This is a genomic window from Pelagimonas sp. (assembly GCF_058892305.1).
Genome location: NZ_JBZXVN010000048.1, coordinates 42,142 through 57,462 on the forward strand (window position 1 = coordinate 42,142; position 15,321 = coordinate 57,462).

Here is a 15,321-nt window from a genome sequence, read left to right on the forward strand (position 1 = left end):
GTCTCGCCCCTCAGTTTGCGACGTTGCGCCAGTCGTCGATAAGCTGGTAGCCGAAGTCATCTTCGCGCCAGACATACTCGTCGACATCATAGGTTTCGCCCGACATGGATTTGAGGAACGCGACCAGATCGGTTTTCTCAGAAGCTGCAAGCCCAAGCGGTTTCAGGCGGCTATCCTTAAGCGGATCATCCCCACCCCCGGCGTTGTAGAATTCCACCACCTCTTCGAGCGTGTCGAACACGCCGTTGTGCATATAGGGTGCGGTGTAGGTCAGTTCGCGCAGGGTCGGCGTTAGGAACGTGCGCTTGGTGTCGGGCGTGTGGGTGCGGATATAGGCCCCCAAATCCTCGCGCAGGTTCATGTAATTTTCGACACCCATGAATTTGCCATAGGTGACAAAGGCCGAATGACGCTCCGGGTCCGCCCAGATGTCAGGATTGCTTGGCACACCGGTGTTATGGGGCTGATCGTCGGTATAGCGCGGCCCGGAATGACAGCTTGAACACTGCCCCTTGCCCTCAAAAATAAGGCGCCCGCGTTCGGCGCTGCTACTAAGGTCGCCGCTATCAATGGGTGCGCCGCGCGACACGATGGTTTTCATAAAATCCATCAAAGCATTGCGGGCTCCGCCATTGGACGGCTCGGACATGCCCGCCGCGGCGAACATTGCCACATATTTCGGATCTTGCTTCATGCGTTCCTGCATGATCCGCATGTCCATATTCATCAGATAGGTCTCGGTGATCATCTCACGCGCAACATCGTTCAGGTTGGTACCCAAGCGGCCATCATGTAGCCAAGCATCGCGATACCCGACATTGGCGAGCGTGGGTGCATTGCGAAAATGGCCCGCTCCGGAATAGGCCAGCGACAGCGCCTCACCATCGGTAAAGGCCTTGTCGGGTTGGTGACAACTGGCGCAGGCCAGACTGGTGTCACCGGATAGGCGCGGGTCATAGAACATGCGCTTGCCCAGCTCGGCGCGCGCGGCATTCACATCCATAGGCGGGATGGGAACGCTGTCTTGGGCCATCACTGCCGAACCGGCAAGCAACGCCCCTATGACGGTAAGAGTTCGGATCATCATGGGCCTCCTCTTGGTGTCGCCATGCCCAAAGTGCCCCTTGGTCGGACGACGGTTTCGGTAAAACAAGAGCGGCGGTTTTGCTGGCCAAAGCGTGTCGCCCTTGCTCGCAGCCCGATCACGCAAGGCAAATCGGGGTGTTCCAGCACAATTTTAACGCGGATGTTTGCGACAAGTGTTGCGTACAGGGTGACTGTCTGTGACCAGTTGTGACGGTTTGTGACTTTGGGTGTATTGATGTGCATCATTTACCGTCTAAGGAGTCCCTGATCCGGCGGGCCAAGTGGTCGGGATCAATGGGTTTGTCCAAAACGCGTGGGGCCGGTCCGGTGATCTTGACGGTGGATGGCGCATACCCCGTGCAGACAATAATCGGCAAGTCGGGGCGTACCGATCGCGCCTTTTCGCTCAGCGCTTCGCCGCTCAAATCCGGCATGACCAAATCGGTGACCAAGAGATCAACACGCCCGGGATCGGCCAATAGCTTTTCCGCCGCAATGACCGGTGATGTATAGGCCTCAACCCGATACCCCAGCCGCATCAACATACGTCGCCAGGTCGCAGCGATCTCGGTTTCGTCATCAACCACCATGATCCGTTCATGCCCGCGTGGCGTTGGCGACCCATCGCGCAGGATACCAACCGCTTCGGGTTGATCTGTCGCCGGAAGGTAAATTGAGAAGCGCGCGCCCTCTCCCGGAGCGCTATCAACCTCAATCCGCCCGCCCATTTCCTCGACCAAACCCGCCACCACAACCAGCCCAAGGCCCGAGCCTTTGCCCAATGGTTTGGTGGTGAAGAACGGGTCAAACAAACGGGCGCGCGTTTCTGATGACATGCCCGGCCCATTGTCGGAAATGCTCAGACACACCCATCCGTCTCGGCGGGAAATCACCCCCTCTGGCATATCCTCAACCGGGTGAGCAGCAATGGTGACAGTGCCCTCGGCGGCCCCAATCGCCTCGGCCGCATTGCGGGTCAGATTCATGACGATTTGGTGCAGATGGGTATGATCGGCCAGAACCATCACGGCGTCCTCGGCCCCACACGAGCTGATCCGCACCGTAGGCGGCAATGACGCGCGCAACAATTTCGACACCTCCTGAACAACGCCACAGATGTTCACCGGCTGTGGTTGCCCCGGTTCACGACGCGCAAACGACAACAACCCACGCACAAGGCTTTGCGCCCGTTTCGCGGCAATCTCGATCTGTTCGATTTCTCCGGCAATGTCGCTGCCCTCGGGCGCATCCAATGCCGCCAGATGCGCCGCACCAACAATGGTGGTCAGAACATTGTTGAAATCATGCGCAATCCCCCCCGCCAAAAGGCCCACCGCCTCAAGCTTTTGCGCCCGAGCCACCTGTTCACGGGCCTCGCGGCGCTCGGTGATGTCCTCGCCGATCCCAATGAAATTTTGTACCGTGCCATCCGGCCCAACCAGTGGCAAAATCCGCGTGTCGGCCCAATAGCTGGTGCCATCCTTCTTGCGGTTGCGAAAAACGCCCTGCCATTCCAACCCTTTGGCCAAGGCGGCGCGCATATCGGCATAGGTGGTTTCGTTGGTGTCGCCCGATTGCAAAATCTTGGGCGTCTTGCCTTCAATTTCATCGCTACGCCAACCGGTCAATTCCCGAAACCGTTGGTTTGCATATAGAATATGGGCGTCTGTGTCGGTGATCACAATCGTCGCCGGGCTTTGCTCCACCACGCTGGCCAGACGCTTTTCGCTCGCCTCTGCCTCGCGGCGCGCGGTGAGTTCACCGGACAGGCGTTGCAAGGTGTGGCCCATGTCGCGAAACATCAAGAACAGCATGAGACCAATGGCGAAAGCCGCGAAAACCAGAGCAATGATAGACACAAACCCGATACCGATAAGCGTCTGCCCTTGCCCGACCGCCGCGAAAATCCGTCGGGTCGACACAACCCGCGACTCGGTCCAAACCGCTTCAAGATCGACCAAGGCCAGTTTGGCCGCACTGTCATCAATGCGCACCAGGGCATCAATGTCCGAAATGCTCATCCCTTGCGCAACGCCTTTCCGCGCGACGTCAAATTTGTCCGAATAGGCGTCAATTGTGCTGCGCACGGTGCGCAATGCCCGCCTTTCGACCAGATCGGTGGTTTGCCCCAAATAGGTGTCAACAACATCACGAAACTGGCTGACCTGCACCTCGGCGCGTTTGAGATAGGTTTCATCCTGCCGCAGCACATAGTTCTTAAAGTTGTGGATGATCCCGCCATAACCAAGATAGCCGCGAATGGAACTAATCCAGACGCCCTTTTGCCCGACATCCCCATCATAGGTCGTCCAGCTGGCCTCGATCTCGTGAAACTGGCGGCGTGTCTCTGTCCCGAGGAACACGCCAAGGAGAACCGTGACCAAAAGCAAGAAGCCGGCCAAAAACCCGACAAGGTAAAACCGGTGCGACGACTGGGCTTGCGATGTCATGGGCGATGCCTTGCTGATCCTGAAAACTTGCGCCATGTTAGCGCTGGGGGCCGCAAGGGATATGAGATGGGTCAAACAATTCTCATAGTGGACGATGATATGCAGCTAACCTCGTTTTTGGCGAGGTTCCTGAAAAAGCACGGTTATCAGACACAAACCGCCAGTTCCGGGGCCCAAGCCCGCGCGCTTTTTGACGAAAATCATACCAGCCTGATTGTTCTTGATCTCAATCTACCCGATGCGGATGGGTTCGACCTTGCGAAGGAATTTCGCGCAACGGCCCAAACGCCGATCATCATGCTCTCGGCGCGCGATGAGGTGTTTGACCGTATTTTTGGGCTGGAAATCGGGGCCGATGATTACATCACAAAGCCCTGTGAACCACGCGAACTATTGGCCCGTATCAAGGCGGTACTACGGCGTCTTGAAACCCCATCTCAGCCCGAAGAAGTGGCCGAATTTCGCACAGCAATCTTTGCCGGGTTGGAATTTGACCTGACCAAACGCGGGTTGCGCCATATCGCCGAAGACCGCACCATCACCCTCACCAGCACCGAATTTTCGCTGCTCAAAATGCTGACCCTAAAGGCGGGTCAGATCATCAGCCGTGATCGGCTCATGGCAGAGCTTTATGGACATTCCGTGGCCATCACCGACCGCGCCGTTGACGCCCATGTGTCGCGCTTGCGGCGCAAAATCGACGGCGGTGCAGGTCAGACGTCATTGATCCAATCTATTCGCGGCGAGGGTTATGTTTTGGCGGCCGACCTTCAAAAGACGTAAATTGGTGGCTGCCTGACGCGAAATGATCAGGTGTCAGCAATCAAAATTGCCGGGCCTATGTCACCCCGGGCGCAACCCGGTTTCCACCAAAAGCCCTTTGCGCTTGGCCTCGTAATAATACCCTTTGGCATACCACATGATGGCCGCGTCCGGATCACCGTCCGCAACGATATAGGCCCCTTTGAGATATTTCAGAGCAAATTCAAGGTTGGTTTCCGCGTTCAACAAACCGTCGGCGGAGCCTTGATAACCCATGGTGCGGGCCGTCTGCGGCAGGATTTGAAACAAACCGTAGTATGGACCGTTGCGCGCCCAAGGCCGATGGGTGCTTTCACGAATGGCAAGACGGTGAACCAAGCTACGCGGCAGATCATAGTGATCCGCCCATGTATTGATCTGCGCCCGCAATTCCGGCGTTTCATTGGGATAAAGCGGGGGATTATAAGGGGTTGGTGCCAGAGCAGGGACGGGCTCTGGCACCGATTGGGACATACTCGATGCGTTGGAACATGCGGTTAGAACCAAGGCACCGACCAAGAACACGTGAGGGTACATAAGCTGACCATAGGTCATCTTTGATCCTGTTTCAGTCAGCGGTTTTTGGCTGAGCCGTTCCTTGCCGATTGCACCGGAACGACCCGCTTGCCCCAAGACATCCCGCCAGTGTTTAACCGGCAAGATGGCAGGGCAAACGGTCGCTCTTAGGCGGCGTCGAAATCCAAAACCAGCTTGTCAGTCGTTGGGCGTGCTTGGCAGGCAAGCGTAAAGCCCGCCTCCATTTCCCATGGTTCCAACGAATAGTTGGTGGCCATTTCCGCGGAACCTTCGATAACCTTGCAGCGGCAGGTACAGCACATGCCGCCCTTGCAGCTAAAGGGCAGTTCCAACCCTTGGCGAGCGGCGGCAGAGACAACGTCATCATCCTGTGCCTCGACCTGAAAGGCGCGGCGGGCGCCATCCAAAACCACCTCAACCGTTACTCCGGCTTCGGCGGCGGCTTGGGCCGCAGCTGAGCGTTCGGGGCGCGGCCCCTCTTCGGTGTAGAACAGCTCGTGATGGACCTTGTCCGACGCCACGGTATCGCCCAGCGCGGCGGTGACGTTTTCAATCATCTCCCCCGGACCACAAAGGAACACGCCATCCGCACCGGCCAGATCAATGGCCCCAGCCTTCGACAGCGCCATCACCTTGTCGCCATCAATGCGCCCATTAAGCAAGGCCACATCCTGTGGTTCGCGGCTAAGTACGTGGATCAGGGTTAACCGGTCAACGTAGCGATCTTTGAGATCATCCAAGGCATCGCGGAACATAATTGTGCCGCTGTTGCGGTTGCCATAGATCAGCGCGACCTCTGCCCCCTGCTCGAGCGCCTGCGCAGCAATCGAGACCATCGGTGTGATACCAGATCCCGAAGCGATCAGCACAACCTTGCCCTCACCTTTGTAGGTAAACCGGCCTTCGGGTTGCATAACCTGAAGGCTATCGCCGGGTTTAAGCGATTGTGCAAAGGTGGAAAACACCCCGCCATCGACCCGCTTGATACCAACGGTCAGCGGCGCACCGGGGGCCGAGGCAATGGAATAGCTGCGGCGCGTGTCGGCCCCATCCACATCGGCACGTAGGGTCAGGTATTGACCGGGTGCAAATTGAAACGCCTCGGCGGCGGTGTCAGGCACGTCAAAAGAAACGGCCACCGCATTCTCACCCTCTGGGCGGATGGCGGCAATTTTCAGATCATGAAACATGCATCTCTCCTCAGATACATTTGAAATAGTCGAAAGGTTCGGCGCAGGCTTTGCACTGGTAATGTGCCTTGCAGGCAGTCGAACCAAATTCGCTGATACGCTGGGTGTTTTGGCTTCCACAGCGTGGGCATGTGACCTCGGGGGCCGAAAACAGCGCGGCCTTGCCCTGCCCGTCTTGGGGCGGAGCAATTCCGAACTTGCGTAGCTTGTCTCGGCCTTCGGACGTGATCCAATCGGTGGTCCAAGCGGGCGATAACACCCGCTCGATCCGCGCCTCAAACCCAGCGTCGCGCAAGGCGGCCTCGATCGACAACTCGATTGCCAAGGTCGCCGGGCAGCCCGAATAGGTCGGGGTGACTTGCGCCACCGCCACGCCGTTGTGCATCTGCACATCGCGCAAAATGCCCAGATCGGCGACGGTCACACAGGGCACCTCAGGGTCGGGCACCGCCGCGGCGGCCTCCCATGCCACTTGCCTGGTGTCGGTTGCGATCACCACACCGCGCCCGGATGCGCCCGCGCCAAAACCTGCATCTCGGCAAGCATATGACCCAAGGCTTCGCCGTGAATACCGTTTCGGCCACCGGTCTGCGCATAGCGCACCTCGGGCATTTCCAGATTTGCTTCGGCAAAGACACCCGCAACCGTGGCCTCCCACGCCGGGCGGATCGACGCGCGGCTTGGCAACGCGTCCTCGCCCTCGGCGGCGCCCTCTTCGAAAAGCTCGCCGGTATAGCGGTGCAATTCATCAACCGCATCGCGCATTTTGGCGGCACTTTCTTCGGTGCCGTCGCCCAAGCGGATCACCCACTCACCCGTATGACGGATGTGATAGGCCATTTCCTTCACGGCTTTGCCAGCGACACCGGCGATGACCGCGTCGGAACTATTGGCAGCGGCTTGCCAATAGGGCTCCATGAAGGCGGCAAAATAGAATTGGCGCAACATTGTGACCGCAAAATCACCGTTCTCGCGTTCCACCAAAAGGCAATTGCGATACTCGCGTTCGCCGCGTGTATAGGCCAACACGTCTTCGTCCCGGCCCTGCCCTTCAAGCTTGCCGGCATGGTCGTACAACACCCGCGCAGTCCCAATCAGGTCCAGCGCCATGTTCGGCATGGCAAGGTCTTCTTCCAACATCGGCGCATGACCGCACCATTCCGAAATCCGATGGCCAAGCACCAGATGATCATCGGCCAGCTCTAAAACCGCATCAAACAGGGCCATTACATATGCCCCACTTCTTCGGGGATGTCGTAAAACGTTGGGTGGCGGTAAATCTTGTCACCTGTTGGCTCAAAGTTTTCTTCTGCCTGATCGGGGTCGCTTGCAACGATCTGTGACGACCGTACAACCCATATCGACGTGCCTTCGCTGCGACGGGTGTACACGTCACGCGCGGCATTTAGCGCCAAAACCTCATCCGCCGCATGAAGCGACCCAACATGTTTGTGGCTCAACCCGTTGCGTGGCCGAATGAATACTTCCCAGAGTGGCGTTTCGTTTGCCATGACCTCTATCCTCTTCCCAAATTCTATAATCGACGGCGTGTGATGCCGCTGCGGGATGGCGGGTGGGGTGTCGTGTTTACACGCACGTCACCCAGCCATCTCAAATTCACTCAGCCGCCTGCTTGCGGGCCTCGCGCTTGGCGGCATGCGCCAATGCGGCCTCACGGACCCAAGCACCGTCATCCCAAGCTTTCTTGCGCGCTTTGACCCGGTCACGGTTCATCACACCGTCGCCTTTGACGACGCGCCAAAATTCATCCCAATCAATCGGGCCGTGATCATAGCCACCTTTTTCATCGTTCCATTTCAGGTCCGGATCAGGCAGCGTCAGGCCAAGGAACTCTGCTTGTGGAACGGTGGCGTCAATGAACTTCTGACGCAGTGCATCATTCGAGAAACGTTTGATTTTCCATTCCATCGACTGTTCGGAATGGGCGCTATCGGCATCATGTGGGCCAAACATCATCAAGGATGGCCACCACCAGCGGTTCAATGAATCCTGCGCCATGTCGCGCTGCTCTTTTGTGCCCCGCGCCAAATACATGACAATCTCATAGCCCTGACGTTGGTGGAAACTTTCTTCCTTACACACCCGGATCATCGCCCGCGCATAGGGGCCAAAGGAACACCGGCACAGCGGGATTTGGTTCATGATCGCCGCGCCATCCACAAGCCACCCAATGGTGCCCATGTCCGCCCAACTTAGCGTCGGGTAGTTGAAGATCGACGAATATTTCGCCTTTCCGCTCAACAACTCCTCGGTCATCTGTTCCCGGCTCACGCCAAGGGTTTCAGCCGCTGAATAGAGGTAAAGCCCATGCCCGCCCTCGTCTTGCACCTTAGCCAGCAGAGCGGCCTTGCGGCGCAGTGACGGCGCGCGGGTGATCCAATTGCCCTCGGGCAACATGCCAACAATCTCGGAATGCGCGTGCTGGCCAATCTGGCGCACCAATGTCCGCCGATACCCTTCCGGCATCGGATCATTGGGTTCAATTTTCTCTTCTGCATCAATACGTTTTTGAAACGCATCCAGAAACTCTTGAGTTTCCTCAGTAGATCCGTCTGCACCGATCAATCCCTGGGAGTACATGCGGCTTTCCTCCTAAACCTTCTTCAATAGGATATGTTACGAAGTCTAATCTGAAAAGCATTTTTCGTAACACTTGCAACGAAACCTGTTTCAGGCCACCTATGTCCCATGACCAAAACACTTTTTTCTTTGGGCCATGGCTACACTGCCAGCGCTCTCGCCTGCCGGTTGATCCCACAAGGCTGGCGCGTGCTCGGAACGATACGCGACCCAAACAAAGCTGATTCTGTCCGCGCCCAAGGCGTCGAGCCGGTTCTTTGGACGCCCAAAGACATGACCGCGGCTTTGGACCAAGCCAGCCATATGTTGATTTCTGCCGGGGCGGATGACGCGGGCGATCCAACGCTCAACACAATTGGGACCGACATAGAAACCCACGCAAAGGCGCTGACTTGGGTCGGTTATCTCTCAACAACCGGCGTCTACGGCGATCACGATGGGGCCTGGGTGGATGAAACCACCCCCCTCACCCCGTCGACGCATCGAGGTGACATCCGGGTCGCCGCCGAGGCCGCATGGCAATCCATCCCCGACCTGCCGCTCCATATCTTTCGCCTCGCCGGGATTTACGGCCCCGGTCGCGGACCGTTCGCCAAGGTGCGCGCAGGAACGGCACGGCGCATTATCAAAAAGGATCAGGTGTTTTCCCGCATCCATGTGGATGACATTGCCCAGGTTCTTGCGGCTTCGATCAACGCCCCAAACCCCGGCGCAATCTACAACGTCTGCGACAATGATCCGGCCCCGCCGCAAGACGTCATCGCCTATGCCGCCGAACTATTGGGCCTGCCGCTCCCCGAACAGGTCGACTTTGAAACTGCTAATCTGTCGCCCATGGCGCGAAGCTTTTACGCGGAAAACAAGAAAGTCTCAAACACCCGGATCAAAGAAGAGCTGGGTGTCGATTTGCTTTATCCGGGTTACAAAAGCGGTCTGACGGCGCTGCTTCGATCCGAAACACCATGAGTTTTATCAACTCGCTTCTGTCCTTGTTCCACATATTCACGCTTTGGCGACTGCGTCGGCATATTCGCAAAACATACCCGAACGCTATCGACACAATCATGCAGGAACAAAGTCTCGGCGAACGCCTTGGTGGATGGCCATTTCCGAACTGGTTCAATGAAATGAGCCACATCCAATGGCTCAGCATCACGGCACCTCAACGGCTCCCCGTCTACATCCTTGGGGATGATTTTGTGATCAAAAGGGTCAAACGCCTGCGTAGCAGTTTTACTCTAGCGATCTATGCAATGCTCGGCGTTGCCGTTATGAGCCTGCGCTCTTAGGCGCGTTTGTCCAACACCTCGACACCTAACACGTTGAGCACCTTGGCTTCGATATGTTCGGCATTCATCGCAGCGACATCATACATCGCCTTGGGGCTGGCTTGGTCGATGAAGGTATCGGGCAAAACCATCGAACGATATTTCAGCCCGCGATCAAATACGCCCTCGTCCGCCAAAAGTTGGGCCACATGGCTGCCAAAGCCGCCAACTGCGCCCTCTTCGATGGTGATCAGCGCCTCATGTTCGCGCGCCAAACTCAGGATCATGTCCCGATCTAGTGGTTTGGCAAAGCGGGCATCGGCAACGGTGGGTTTGATCCCGCGCGCCTCAAGCGCCTCGCAGGCCTTAAGGGTTTCACCCAATCGCGTTCCAAAGCTAAGGAGCGCAACGCGCGCACCTTCTTGGATCATCCGGCCCTTGCCGATCTCCAAGACTTCGCCGCGTTCGGGCATGTCCACGCCTTCGCCTTCGCCACGCGGATAGCGGAAGGCAATTGGCCCGTCATCATGGGCCGCCGCCGTCGCCACCATGTGGCACAACTCGGCCTCATCCGCCGCCGCCATCACCACCATGCCCGGCAGGTTGGCCATATAGGCAATGTCATAAGATCCCGCATGTGTGGCCCCATCGGCCCCAACCAATCCGGCGCGATCAATCGCAAAGCGCACGGGCAAACGTTGGATCGCGACATCATGCACAACTTGATCATATCCACGCTGCAAAAACGTCGAATACATCGCACAAAACGGCTTCATCCCACCCGCCGCGAGGGCCGCGCAAAAGGTCACGCCGTGCTGTTCGGCAATGCCAACATCAAAGGTTCGGCTGGGGTAGCGTTCAGCAAACAAATCAAGCCCGGTGCCATCCGGCATCGCCGCCGTGATCGCACAAATACGTTGATCATCAGCGGCCTGCTTGATCAGCTGGTCGGCAAAAACCTTGGTGTAGCTTGGTGCATTTGACGGTGACTTGTGCTGTTTTCCGGACACCACATCAAATTTAGCACGGGCATGTCCCTTGTCGGGCGCGTGTTCCGCATGGGCATAACCCTTGCCCTTTTTGGTGACGATATGCAGCAAGATCGGCCCGGTGGCGCGGGCGCGCAGGGTCCTCAGAACCGGCAAAAGCTGATCCATATCGTGGCCATCAATCGGCCCGACGTAGCTAAAGCCTAGCTCTTCGAACAAAGTCCCGCCAAGGGCCATGCCTTTGAGCATTTCCTTGGCCCGTTTCGCCCCTTCCCGGAAGGGTTCCGGCAGCAAGCTTACCGCACCTTTGGCAGCGGCTTTGAAATCTTGCAAGGGTGCTTCGGAATAGAGCCGTGTCAGGTAGGACGACAGCGCGCCGGTGGGTTGGCCAATCGACATTTCATTGTCGTTCAGCACCACAAACATCCGCTTTTTCAGGTGCCCGGCGTTGTTCATCGCCTCAAAGGCCATGCCGCCGGTCATCGCGCCATCGCCGATCACCGCAATCGCGTCACCATGTCCCGTGGCGCTATGCCCGCCCAAATCGGCGGCAACCTTGAAGCCCAAAGCCGCGCTGATCGAGGTGGAACTATGCGCCGCGCCGAACGGGTCATAGGGGCTTTCGCTCCGCTTGGTAAAGCCGGAAATGCCGCCCTCTTGGCGGATGGTTTTCATCCGATCGCGTCGCCCAGTCAGGATTTTATGCGGATAACATTGGTGCGACACATCCCAGATGATCTTGTCCTGTGGGGTATCAAACACGGCGTGCAAGGCGACGGTCAATTCGACCACTCCAAGCCCCGCGCCCAAATGGCCACCGGTTTCGGAGACCGTCGAAATTGTCTCGGCCCGCAATTCATGCGCCAGCCGCGTCAGCTCCGCATCAGAGAATTTTTTGAGGTCGGCGGGCACATGCACGCGGTCCAAAAGCGGGGTTTCTGGCTTGGTTGACATGGCTGCCTCCGGGGTGGCGTTAGGTACGTCGCGAGATAACGAAGCGCGCCGCTTCTCGCAAGCATTCGGCATCATCACCGTAAACAGATAGCGCATCACAGGCCTCGGTCACCAGATCAGAAGCGCGGCGTTTCGCCCCGTCTAGACCAAGGTGGGAGACAAATGTCGCCTTGCCACGACCGGCATCCTTGCCGACAGCCTTGCCCATCTCGTCGGCATCGCCTTCGACATCCAAGACGTCGTCCCAGATTTGAAAGGCAAGGCCAAGAGCATCGCCATAGACGTCAAGCTGATGCCCGGCATCGCCTGCCATGGTCGGACCAACCTTGCAGGACCATTTGAGCAAAGCCCCGGTCTTTCCGGCCTGCAACTGCGTGATCTGGTCCAAAGACAGAGGTGTTTCAGCGGTTTCGGCCAAGATGTCCATTTCCTGACCGCCAACCATGCCACGGATGCCAGCCGCAACAGCTAATTGCTGCGACAAGATCAGCCGGTTTTCTGCTGAGGCTTGAACATGAAACACCAACTGAAACGCCAAAGCCTGCAATGCGTCACCCGCCAAAACAGCGGTGCTTTCGTTCCACTTTTTGTGCACGGTTGGTTTGCCACGGCGCAGATCGTCATCATCCATGCAAGGCATGTCATCATGGATCAACGAATAAGCATGCAACGCTTCGATCGCGCCAGCAGCCGGTGCCGCATCATAGCGATCAAAACCAAACAGACGAGCGCTCTCAATAGACAAAAACGCCCGAAGCCCTTTGCCCCCATCCACCGCATAGCGCATTGCATCCGCGATTGGGCTATCCAGCCCAGACAGATGAAACAAAATCTGACCTTGGGCATATTCCGACGCATGGGCCAAAGCCTCAGGAAACGGCATGATGCCCTTGTCAGGGGTGCGGGTCACGGTGAAACTCTGCACTGGATCAGGACGCGTCTAGCGGCTTCAACCCCGCCGGGTTGCCATCACCATCCAGTGTGATCGCGGCAACTTTTTCTTCGGCTTCTTTGAGCTTCGCCTCGCAATGGGCGCGCAATTTGGCCCCACGATCATAGAGGTTGATCGACGCCTCAAGCGCCACATCGCCGCGCTCTAATTGGCCAACCACCTGTTCCAACTCGGCCATGGCCTGTTCAAATGTCATCTCTGCAATCGCGTCGTCGCTCATGTGCCTGCCTCCATCAATGCCTCAACATGCGCCTTAGTTGACGCCGCGAGGGCCTGCAAATCATACCCGCCTTCCAAAGTCGATACCACGCGTCCTTGTGCACATTCTCCGGCGATTTTGCACAGTTCTTGCGTAAGGCGACGGAAATCTTCGGTAGACCAATTCAACTGGGCCAAAGGGTCATCTTGATGGGCGTCAAAACCGGCAGAGATGATCATCAGCTCAGGTGCAAATTCCCGCAGCTTCGGGAAAACCTTGGCCTCATAGGCGGCCCACATTTCGGTGCCGGTGCTTTCAGGCGGCAAAGGGATGTTGACGACCTGACCGTGTTTGCCTCGTTCTTTGCGATCGCCTGAGCCCGGCCAAAGCGGCATCTGTTGGCTGGTGATAACCAAGGCGCGCTCTTCATCCCACAGCAAATCCTGAGTGCCATTGCCGTGATGCACATCGAAATCAACAACCGCAACGCGGGTTAGGCCGTGGTGATCCAAAGCATATTTCGCCGCCAAAGCCGCATTGCCAAACAGGCAAAACCCCATCGGCGTTTGCGTTTCCGCGTGGTGCCCGGGTGGTCGAATAGCACAGAACGCGTTTTGAACCTCACCGCCCAGAACCATGTCGACGGCTTTGACCACAGCCCCAACACCACGATAGGCCGCTGTAACTGAGCCCGGCGACAACCATGTATCCGCATCCAATTGGTGATGTCCGGTACTGGGAACCGCCGCCTTGATCCGATCAATATGAGACTGTGGATGAACCCGCAAAATGTCGCCATCTTCGGCCAAAGGTGCCCCGACCCGTTCCAAATCAAGCCCCGCCAAAGCGTGCAATATGTGCTCTAACCGGGCCACCTGTTCCGGGTGGCCATCTGGCGTCACATGTTCAAGACAATCGGCATGCGTGATGAGTGCTGTCGTCATGACGTTCCCCTAGGTGTTTTGAGTTCAATCCGGTGCCAGCATGTAGCCAGCGCCGCGTACTGTTTGCAGGTAACGCGGCTGTTTTGGGTCTGCCTCAAGCTTGCGACGCAAACGTGTGATTTGAACGTCGACCGCACGTTCTTGGGCCTGGCCTTTGTCGCGGCCAAGCTCTTCGACCAAGTTGGCGCGGCTCACTGCTTCTCCGGGACGGGCGGAAAAAATCCGCATCAGCTGGCTTTCTGTAGCGGTTAGGCGAACAAGGTCCTCGCCACGCCACATTTCACCGCGTTCGATGTCGTAACGAATATCGCCTAAATTCAGAAGCTTGGGAACCGCATCATCAGACGTTGTTTCCGGCATACGGCGCAAGATAGCGTTGATCCGCAAGAGCAACTCTTTGGGTTCAAACGGTTTCGCGAGATAGTCATCGGCCCCCGCCTCTAGCCCTTTGATGCGATCCTCGGTCTCTGCCCGCGCGGTGAGAAGTAGAATTGGCGTGCCAGAGGTTTCACGAATACCGCGTGTCAAGCTCACACCGTCTTCGCCGGGCATCATCACATCCAAAACGATCAGGTCAAAGTCGAGACCTGACAAAATACGCCTAGCATGGGCGGCATCACGGGCTGCGCTGACCAAAAAGCCATTTCTAATCAGAAACTTCTGCAAAAGTATGCGGATACGTTCATCGTCGTCAACGATCAACAAATGCGCGTCTAGTTCGCTCATGACCGGCCCTCCCTCAGACGGTGATACTGCCTGCGCATCTCAGGGTCCATCATCGACTCAAGCACTTTTCGAAATCCGGCAACGGCTTCGGGACCGGCTTGCTTGTAGGCGGCCCGCATTCGCGCACGTTGGGCATCAGACAGTTGCCGCTCCAATGCCGCCCCCTCTTCAGTGAGATACAAATGCCGTTCGCGCCGGTCGTTGCGCCCAACTTTGCTTTCGACAAGACCATCGTCGATCATGGTGCGCAACACACGATTAAGCGATTGCTTGGTCACGCCCAAGGTATTCAACAAATTGTTAACCGTTGTTCCCGGCCCCGCGTGAATAAAGTGGAGCGCCCGGTGATGGGCGCGGCCATAGCTGAGCCCGGCCAAAATGCGATCGGGATCGGCGGTAAACCCGCGATAAGCAAAGAACATTGCCTCGGCCCCTTGCCGCAATTGTTCGTCGGTTAGGAAAAGCAGGGTCTCACCGCTGTTAGAATTTTGATCTGCCATCGGGGACCTCATGGTTTGTCGGCTGCCTCATTTTAAGTCAGCCTTGTTGACATTCCAAGACGGAACTGGTAGCGAATCTCAGTTTTTGCGCAATTTTATGTCCGAAGTGGACGGATTGTACGCA

At 57.2% G+C, this 15,321-nt stretch carries 17 protein-coding genes; 3 read left to right on the forward strand and 14 right to left on the reverse strand.

Annotated elements, in window-relative coordinates; all coding sequences use genetic code 11:
- Positions 1-10: 10 nt before the first annotated feature.
- Together AC5EFR_RS19200 and AC5EFR_RS19205 are read right to left on the reverse strand one after the other, a co-directional pair.
- Positions 11-1,084, reverse strand: a complete 1,074-nt coding sequence (locus AC5EFR_RS19200) for a cytochrome-c peroxidase (protein WP_493577354.1) — start codon at positions 1,082-1,084, stop codon at positions 11-13.
- A gap of 244 nt (positions 1,085-1,328) precedes the next feature.
- Entirely contained in the window at positions 1,329-3,536 is a 2,208-nt protein-coding gene (locus AC5EFR_RS19205) for an ATP-binding protein (protein WP_493577355.1), read from the reverse strand.
- Between the two features lie 66 nt (positions 3,537-3,602).
- Between AC5EFR_RS19205 and AC5EFR_RS19210 the strand changes: the two genes are divergently transcribed.
- Positions 3,603-4,319: a response regulator transcription factor gene (locus tag AC5EFR_RS19210; RefSeq protein WP_493577356.1), complete on the forward strand. Its 717-nt coding sequence runs from the start codon at positions 3,603-3,605 to the stop codon at positions 4,317-4,319.
- Positions 4,320-4,379: 60 nt separating this feature from the next.
- Here AC5EFR_RS19210 and AC5EFR_RS19215 read toward each other — a convergent pair whose 3' ends face one another.
- From AC5EFR_RS19215 to paaA, 6 genes are all read right to left on the reverse strand, one after another.
- Entirely contained in the window at positions 4,380-4,811 is a 432-nt protein-coding gene (locus AC5EFR_RS19215) for a transglycosylase SLT domain-containing protein (RefSeq protein ID WP_493577399.1), read from the reverse strand.
- 209 nt (positions 4,812-5,020) lie between these two features.
- On the reverse strand, positions 5,021-6,064 hold the full coding sequence (locus tag AC5EFR_RS19220; RefSeq protein WP_493577357.1) for a 2Fe-2S iron-sulfur cluster-binding protein: 1,044 nt from the start codon (positions 6,062-6,064) through the stop codon (positions 5,021-5,023).
- Positions 6,065-6,074: 10 nt separating this feature from the next.
- Positions 6,075-6,560, reverse strand: a complete 486-nt coding sequence (gene paaD, locus AC5EFR_RS19225) for a 1,2-phenylacetyl-CoA epoxidase subunit PaaD (RefSeq protein WP_493577358.1) — start codon at positions 6,558-6,560, stop codon at positions 6,075-6,077.
- Entirely contained in the window at positions 6,557-7,291 is a 735-nt protein-coding gene (gene paaC, locus AC5EFR_RS19230; RefSeq protein WP_493577359.1) for a 1,2-phenylacetyl-CoA epoxidase subunit PaaC, read from the reverse strand. The genes paaD and paaC overlap by 4 nt, the downstream gene beginning before the upstream one ends.
- A complete protein-coding gene (gene paaB / locus AC5EFR_RS19235) occupies positions 7,291-7,575 on the reverse strand; it encodes a 1,2-phenylacetyl-CoA epoxidase subunit PaaB (RefSeq protein ID WP_299922649.1) in 285 nt (94 codons plus the stop codon). The genes paaC and paaB overlap by 1 nt, the downstream gene beginning before the upstream one ends.
- Before the next feature lie 106 nt (positions 7,576-7,681).
- The gene (gene paaA / locus AC5EFR_RS19240; protein ID WP_299922647.1) at positions 7,682-8,665 is read right to left on the reverse strand and encodes a 1,2-phenylacetyl-CoA epoxidase subunit PaaA; all 984 of its coding nucleotides are present in this window, start codon (positions 8,663-8,665) and stop codon (positions 7,682-7,684) included.
- 108 nt (positions 8,666-8,773) lie between these two features.
- Here paaA and AC5EFR_RS19245 point away from each other — a divergent pair, with 108 nt between their 5' ends.
- Positions 8,774-9,631, forward strand: a complete 858-nt coding sequence (locus tag AC5EFR_RS19245; RefSeq protein ID WP_493577360.1) for an SDR family oxidoreductase — start codon at positions 8,774-8,776, stop codon at positions 9,629-9,631.
- Positions 9,628-9,954 carry a hypothetical protein gene (locus AC5EFR_RS19250; protein ID WP_493577361.1) on the forward strand — a complete coding sequence of 109 codons (327 nt, stop codon included), beginning with the start codon at positions 9,628-9,630 and terminating at the stop codon, positions 9,952-9,954. The genes AC5EFR_RS19245 and AC5EFR_RS19250 overlap by 4 nt, the downstream gene beginning before the upstream one ends.
- Here the strand turns inward: AC5EFR_RS19250 and dxs are convergent.
- The 6 genes from dxs to AC5EFR_RS19280 are packed head-to-tail and all read right to left on the reverse strand — an operon-like array spanning position 9,951 to position 15,197.
- Positions 9,951-11,876, reverse strand: coding sequence for a 1-deoxy-D-xylulose-5-phosphate synthase (dxs, locus tag AC5EFR_RS19255; protein WP_493577362.1), 1,926 nt, complete (start codon positions 11,874-11,876; stop codon positions 9,951-9,953). The two genes, AC5EFR_RS19250 and dxs, sit on opposite strands and share 4 nt — an antisense overlap.
- A gap of 19 nt (positions 11,877-11,895) precedes the next feature.
- Positions 11,896-12,759, reverse strand: a complete 864-nt coding sequence (locus tag AC5EFR_RS19260) for a polyprenyl synthetase family protein (protein ID WP_493577400.1) — start codon at positions 12,757-12,759, stop codon at positions 11,896-11,898.
- Positions 12,760-12,805: 46 nt separating this feature from the next.
- The gene (locus AC5EFR_RS19265) at positions 12,806-13,048 is read right to left on the reverse strand and encodes an exodeoxyribonuclease VII small subunit (RefSeq protein ID WP_431374280.1); all 243 of its coding nucleotides are present in this window, start codon (positions 13,046-13,048) and stop codon (positions 12,806-12,808) included.
- Entirely contained in the window at positions 13,045-13,971 is a 927-nt protein-coding gene (locus tag AC5EFR_RS19270) for a histone deacetylase family protein (RefSeq protein ID WP_493577363.1), read from the reverse strand. The genes AC5EFR_RS19265 and AC5EFR_RS19270 overlap by 4 nt, the downstream gene beginning before the upstream one ends.
- A gap of 24 nt (positions 13,972-13,995) precedes the next feature.
- A complete protein-coding gene (locus tag AC5EFR_RS19275; protein WP_493577364.1) occupies positions 13,996-14,697 on the reverse strand; it encodes a response regulator in 702 nt (233 codons plus the stop codon).
- Positions 14,694-15,197: a MarR family winged helix-turn-helix transcriptional regulator gene (locus AC5EFR_RS19280; RefSeq protein WP_493577365.1), complete on the reverse strand. Its 504-nt coding sequence runs from the start codon at positions 15,195-15,197 to the stop codon at positions 14,694-14,696. Before AC5EFR_RS19280 ends, AC5EFR_RS19275 begins: the two co-directional genes overlap by 4 nt.
- Positions 15,198-15,321: the final 124 nt, after the last annotated feature.

Bases quoted from the DNA above. Each gene is read 5' to 3' on its own strand.
- dxs (WP_493577362.1), bottom strand. From the start codon at position 11,876: ATGTCAACCAAGCCAGAAACCCCGCTTTTGGACCGCGTGCATGTGCCC.
- AC5EFR_RS19215 (WP_493577399.1), bottom strand. From the start codon at position 4,811: ATGTCCCAATCGGTGCCAGAGCCCGTCCCTGCTCTGGCACCAACCCCT.
- AC5EFR_RS19210 (WP_493577356.1), top strand. From the start codon at position 3,603: ATGGGTCAAACAATTCTCATAGTGGACGATGATATGCAGCTAACCTCG.
- AC5EFR_RS19275 (WP_493577364.1), bottom strand. From the start codon at position 14,697: ATGAGCGAACTAGACGCGCATTTGTTGATCGTTGACGACGATGAACGT.
- AC5EFR_RS19220 (WP_493577357.1), bottom strand. From the start codon at position 6,064: ATGTTTCATGATCTGAAAATTGCCGCCATCCGCCCAGAGGGTGAGAAT.
- AC5EFR_RS19260 (WP_493577400.1), bottom strand. From the start codon at position 12,759: ATGCCGTTTCCTGAGGCTTTGGCCCATGCGTCGGAATATGCCCAAGGT.
- AC5EFR_RS19265 (WP_431374280.1), bottom strand. From the start codon at position 13,048: ATGAGCGACGACGCGATTGCAGAGATGACATTTGAACAGGCCATGGCC.
- paaC (WP_493577359.1), bottom strand. From the start codon at position 7,291: ATGGCCCTGTTTGATGCGGTTTTAGAGCTGGCCGATGATCATCTGGTG.
- paaB (WP_299922649.1), bottom strand. From the start codon at position 7,575: ATGGCAAACGAAACGCCACTCTGGGAAGTATTCATTCGGCCACGCAAC.
- AC5EFR_RS19205 (WP_493577355.1), bottom strand. From the start codon at position 3,536: ATGACATCGCAAGCCCAGTCGTCGCACCGGTTTTACCTTGTCGGGTTT.
- AC5EFR_RS19270 (WP_493577363.1), bottom strand. From the start codon at position 13,971: ATGACGACAGCACTCATCACGCATGCCGATTGTCTTGAACATGTGACG.
- AC5EFR_RS19280 (WP_493577365.1), bottom strand. From the start codon at position 15,197: ATGGCAGATCAAAATTCTAACAGCGGTGAGACCCTGCTTTTCCTAACC.
- paaA (WP_299922647.1), bottom strand. From the start codon at position 8,665: ATGTACTCCCAGGGATTGATCGGTGCAGACGGATCTACTGAGGAAACT.
- AC5EFR_RS19245 (WP_493577360.1), top strand. From the start codon at position 8,774: ATGACCAAAACACTTTTTTCTTTGGGCCATGGCTACACTGCCAGCGCT.
- AC5EFR_RS19250 (WP_493577361.1), top strand. From the start codon at position 9,628: ATGAGTTTTATCAACTCGCTTCTGTCCTTGTTCCACATATTCACGCTT.
- AC5EFR_RS19200 (WP_493577354.1), bottom strand. From the start codon at position 1,084: ATGATCCGAACTCTTACCGTCATAGGGGCGTTGCTTGCCGGTTCGGCA.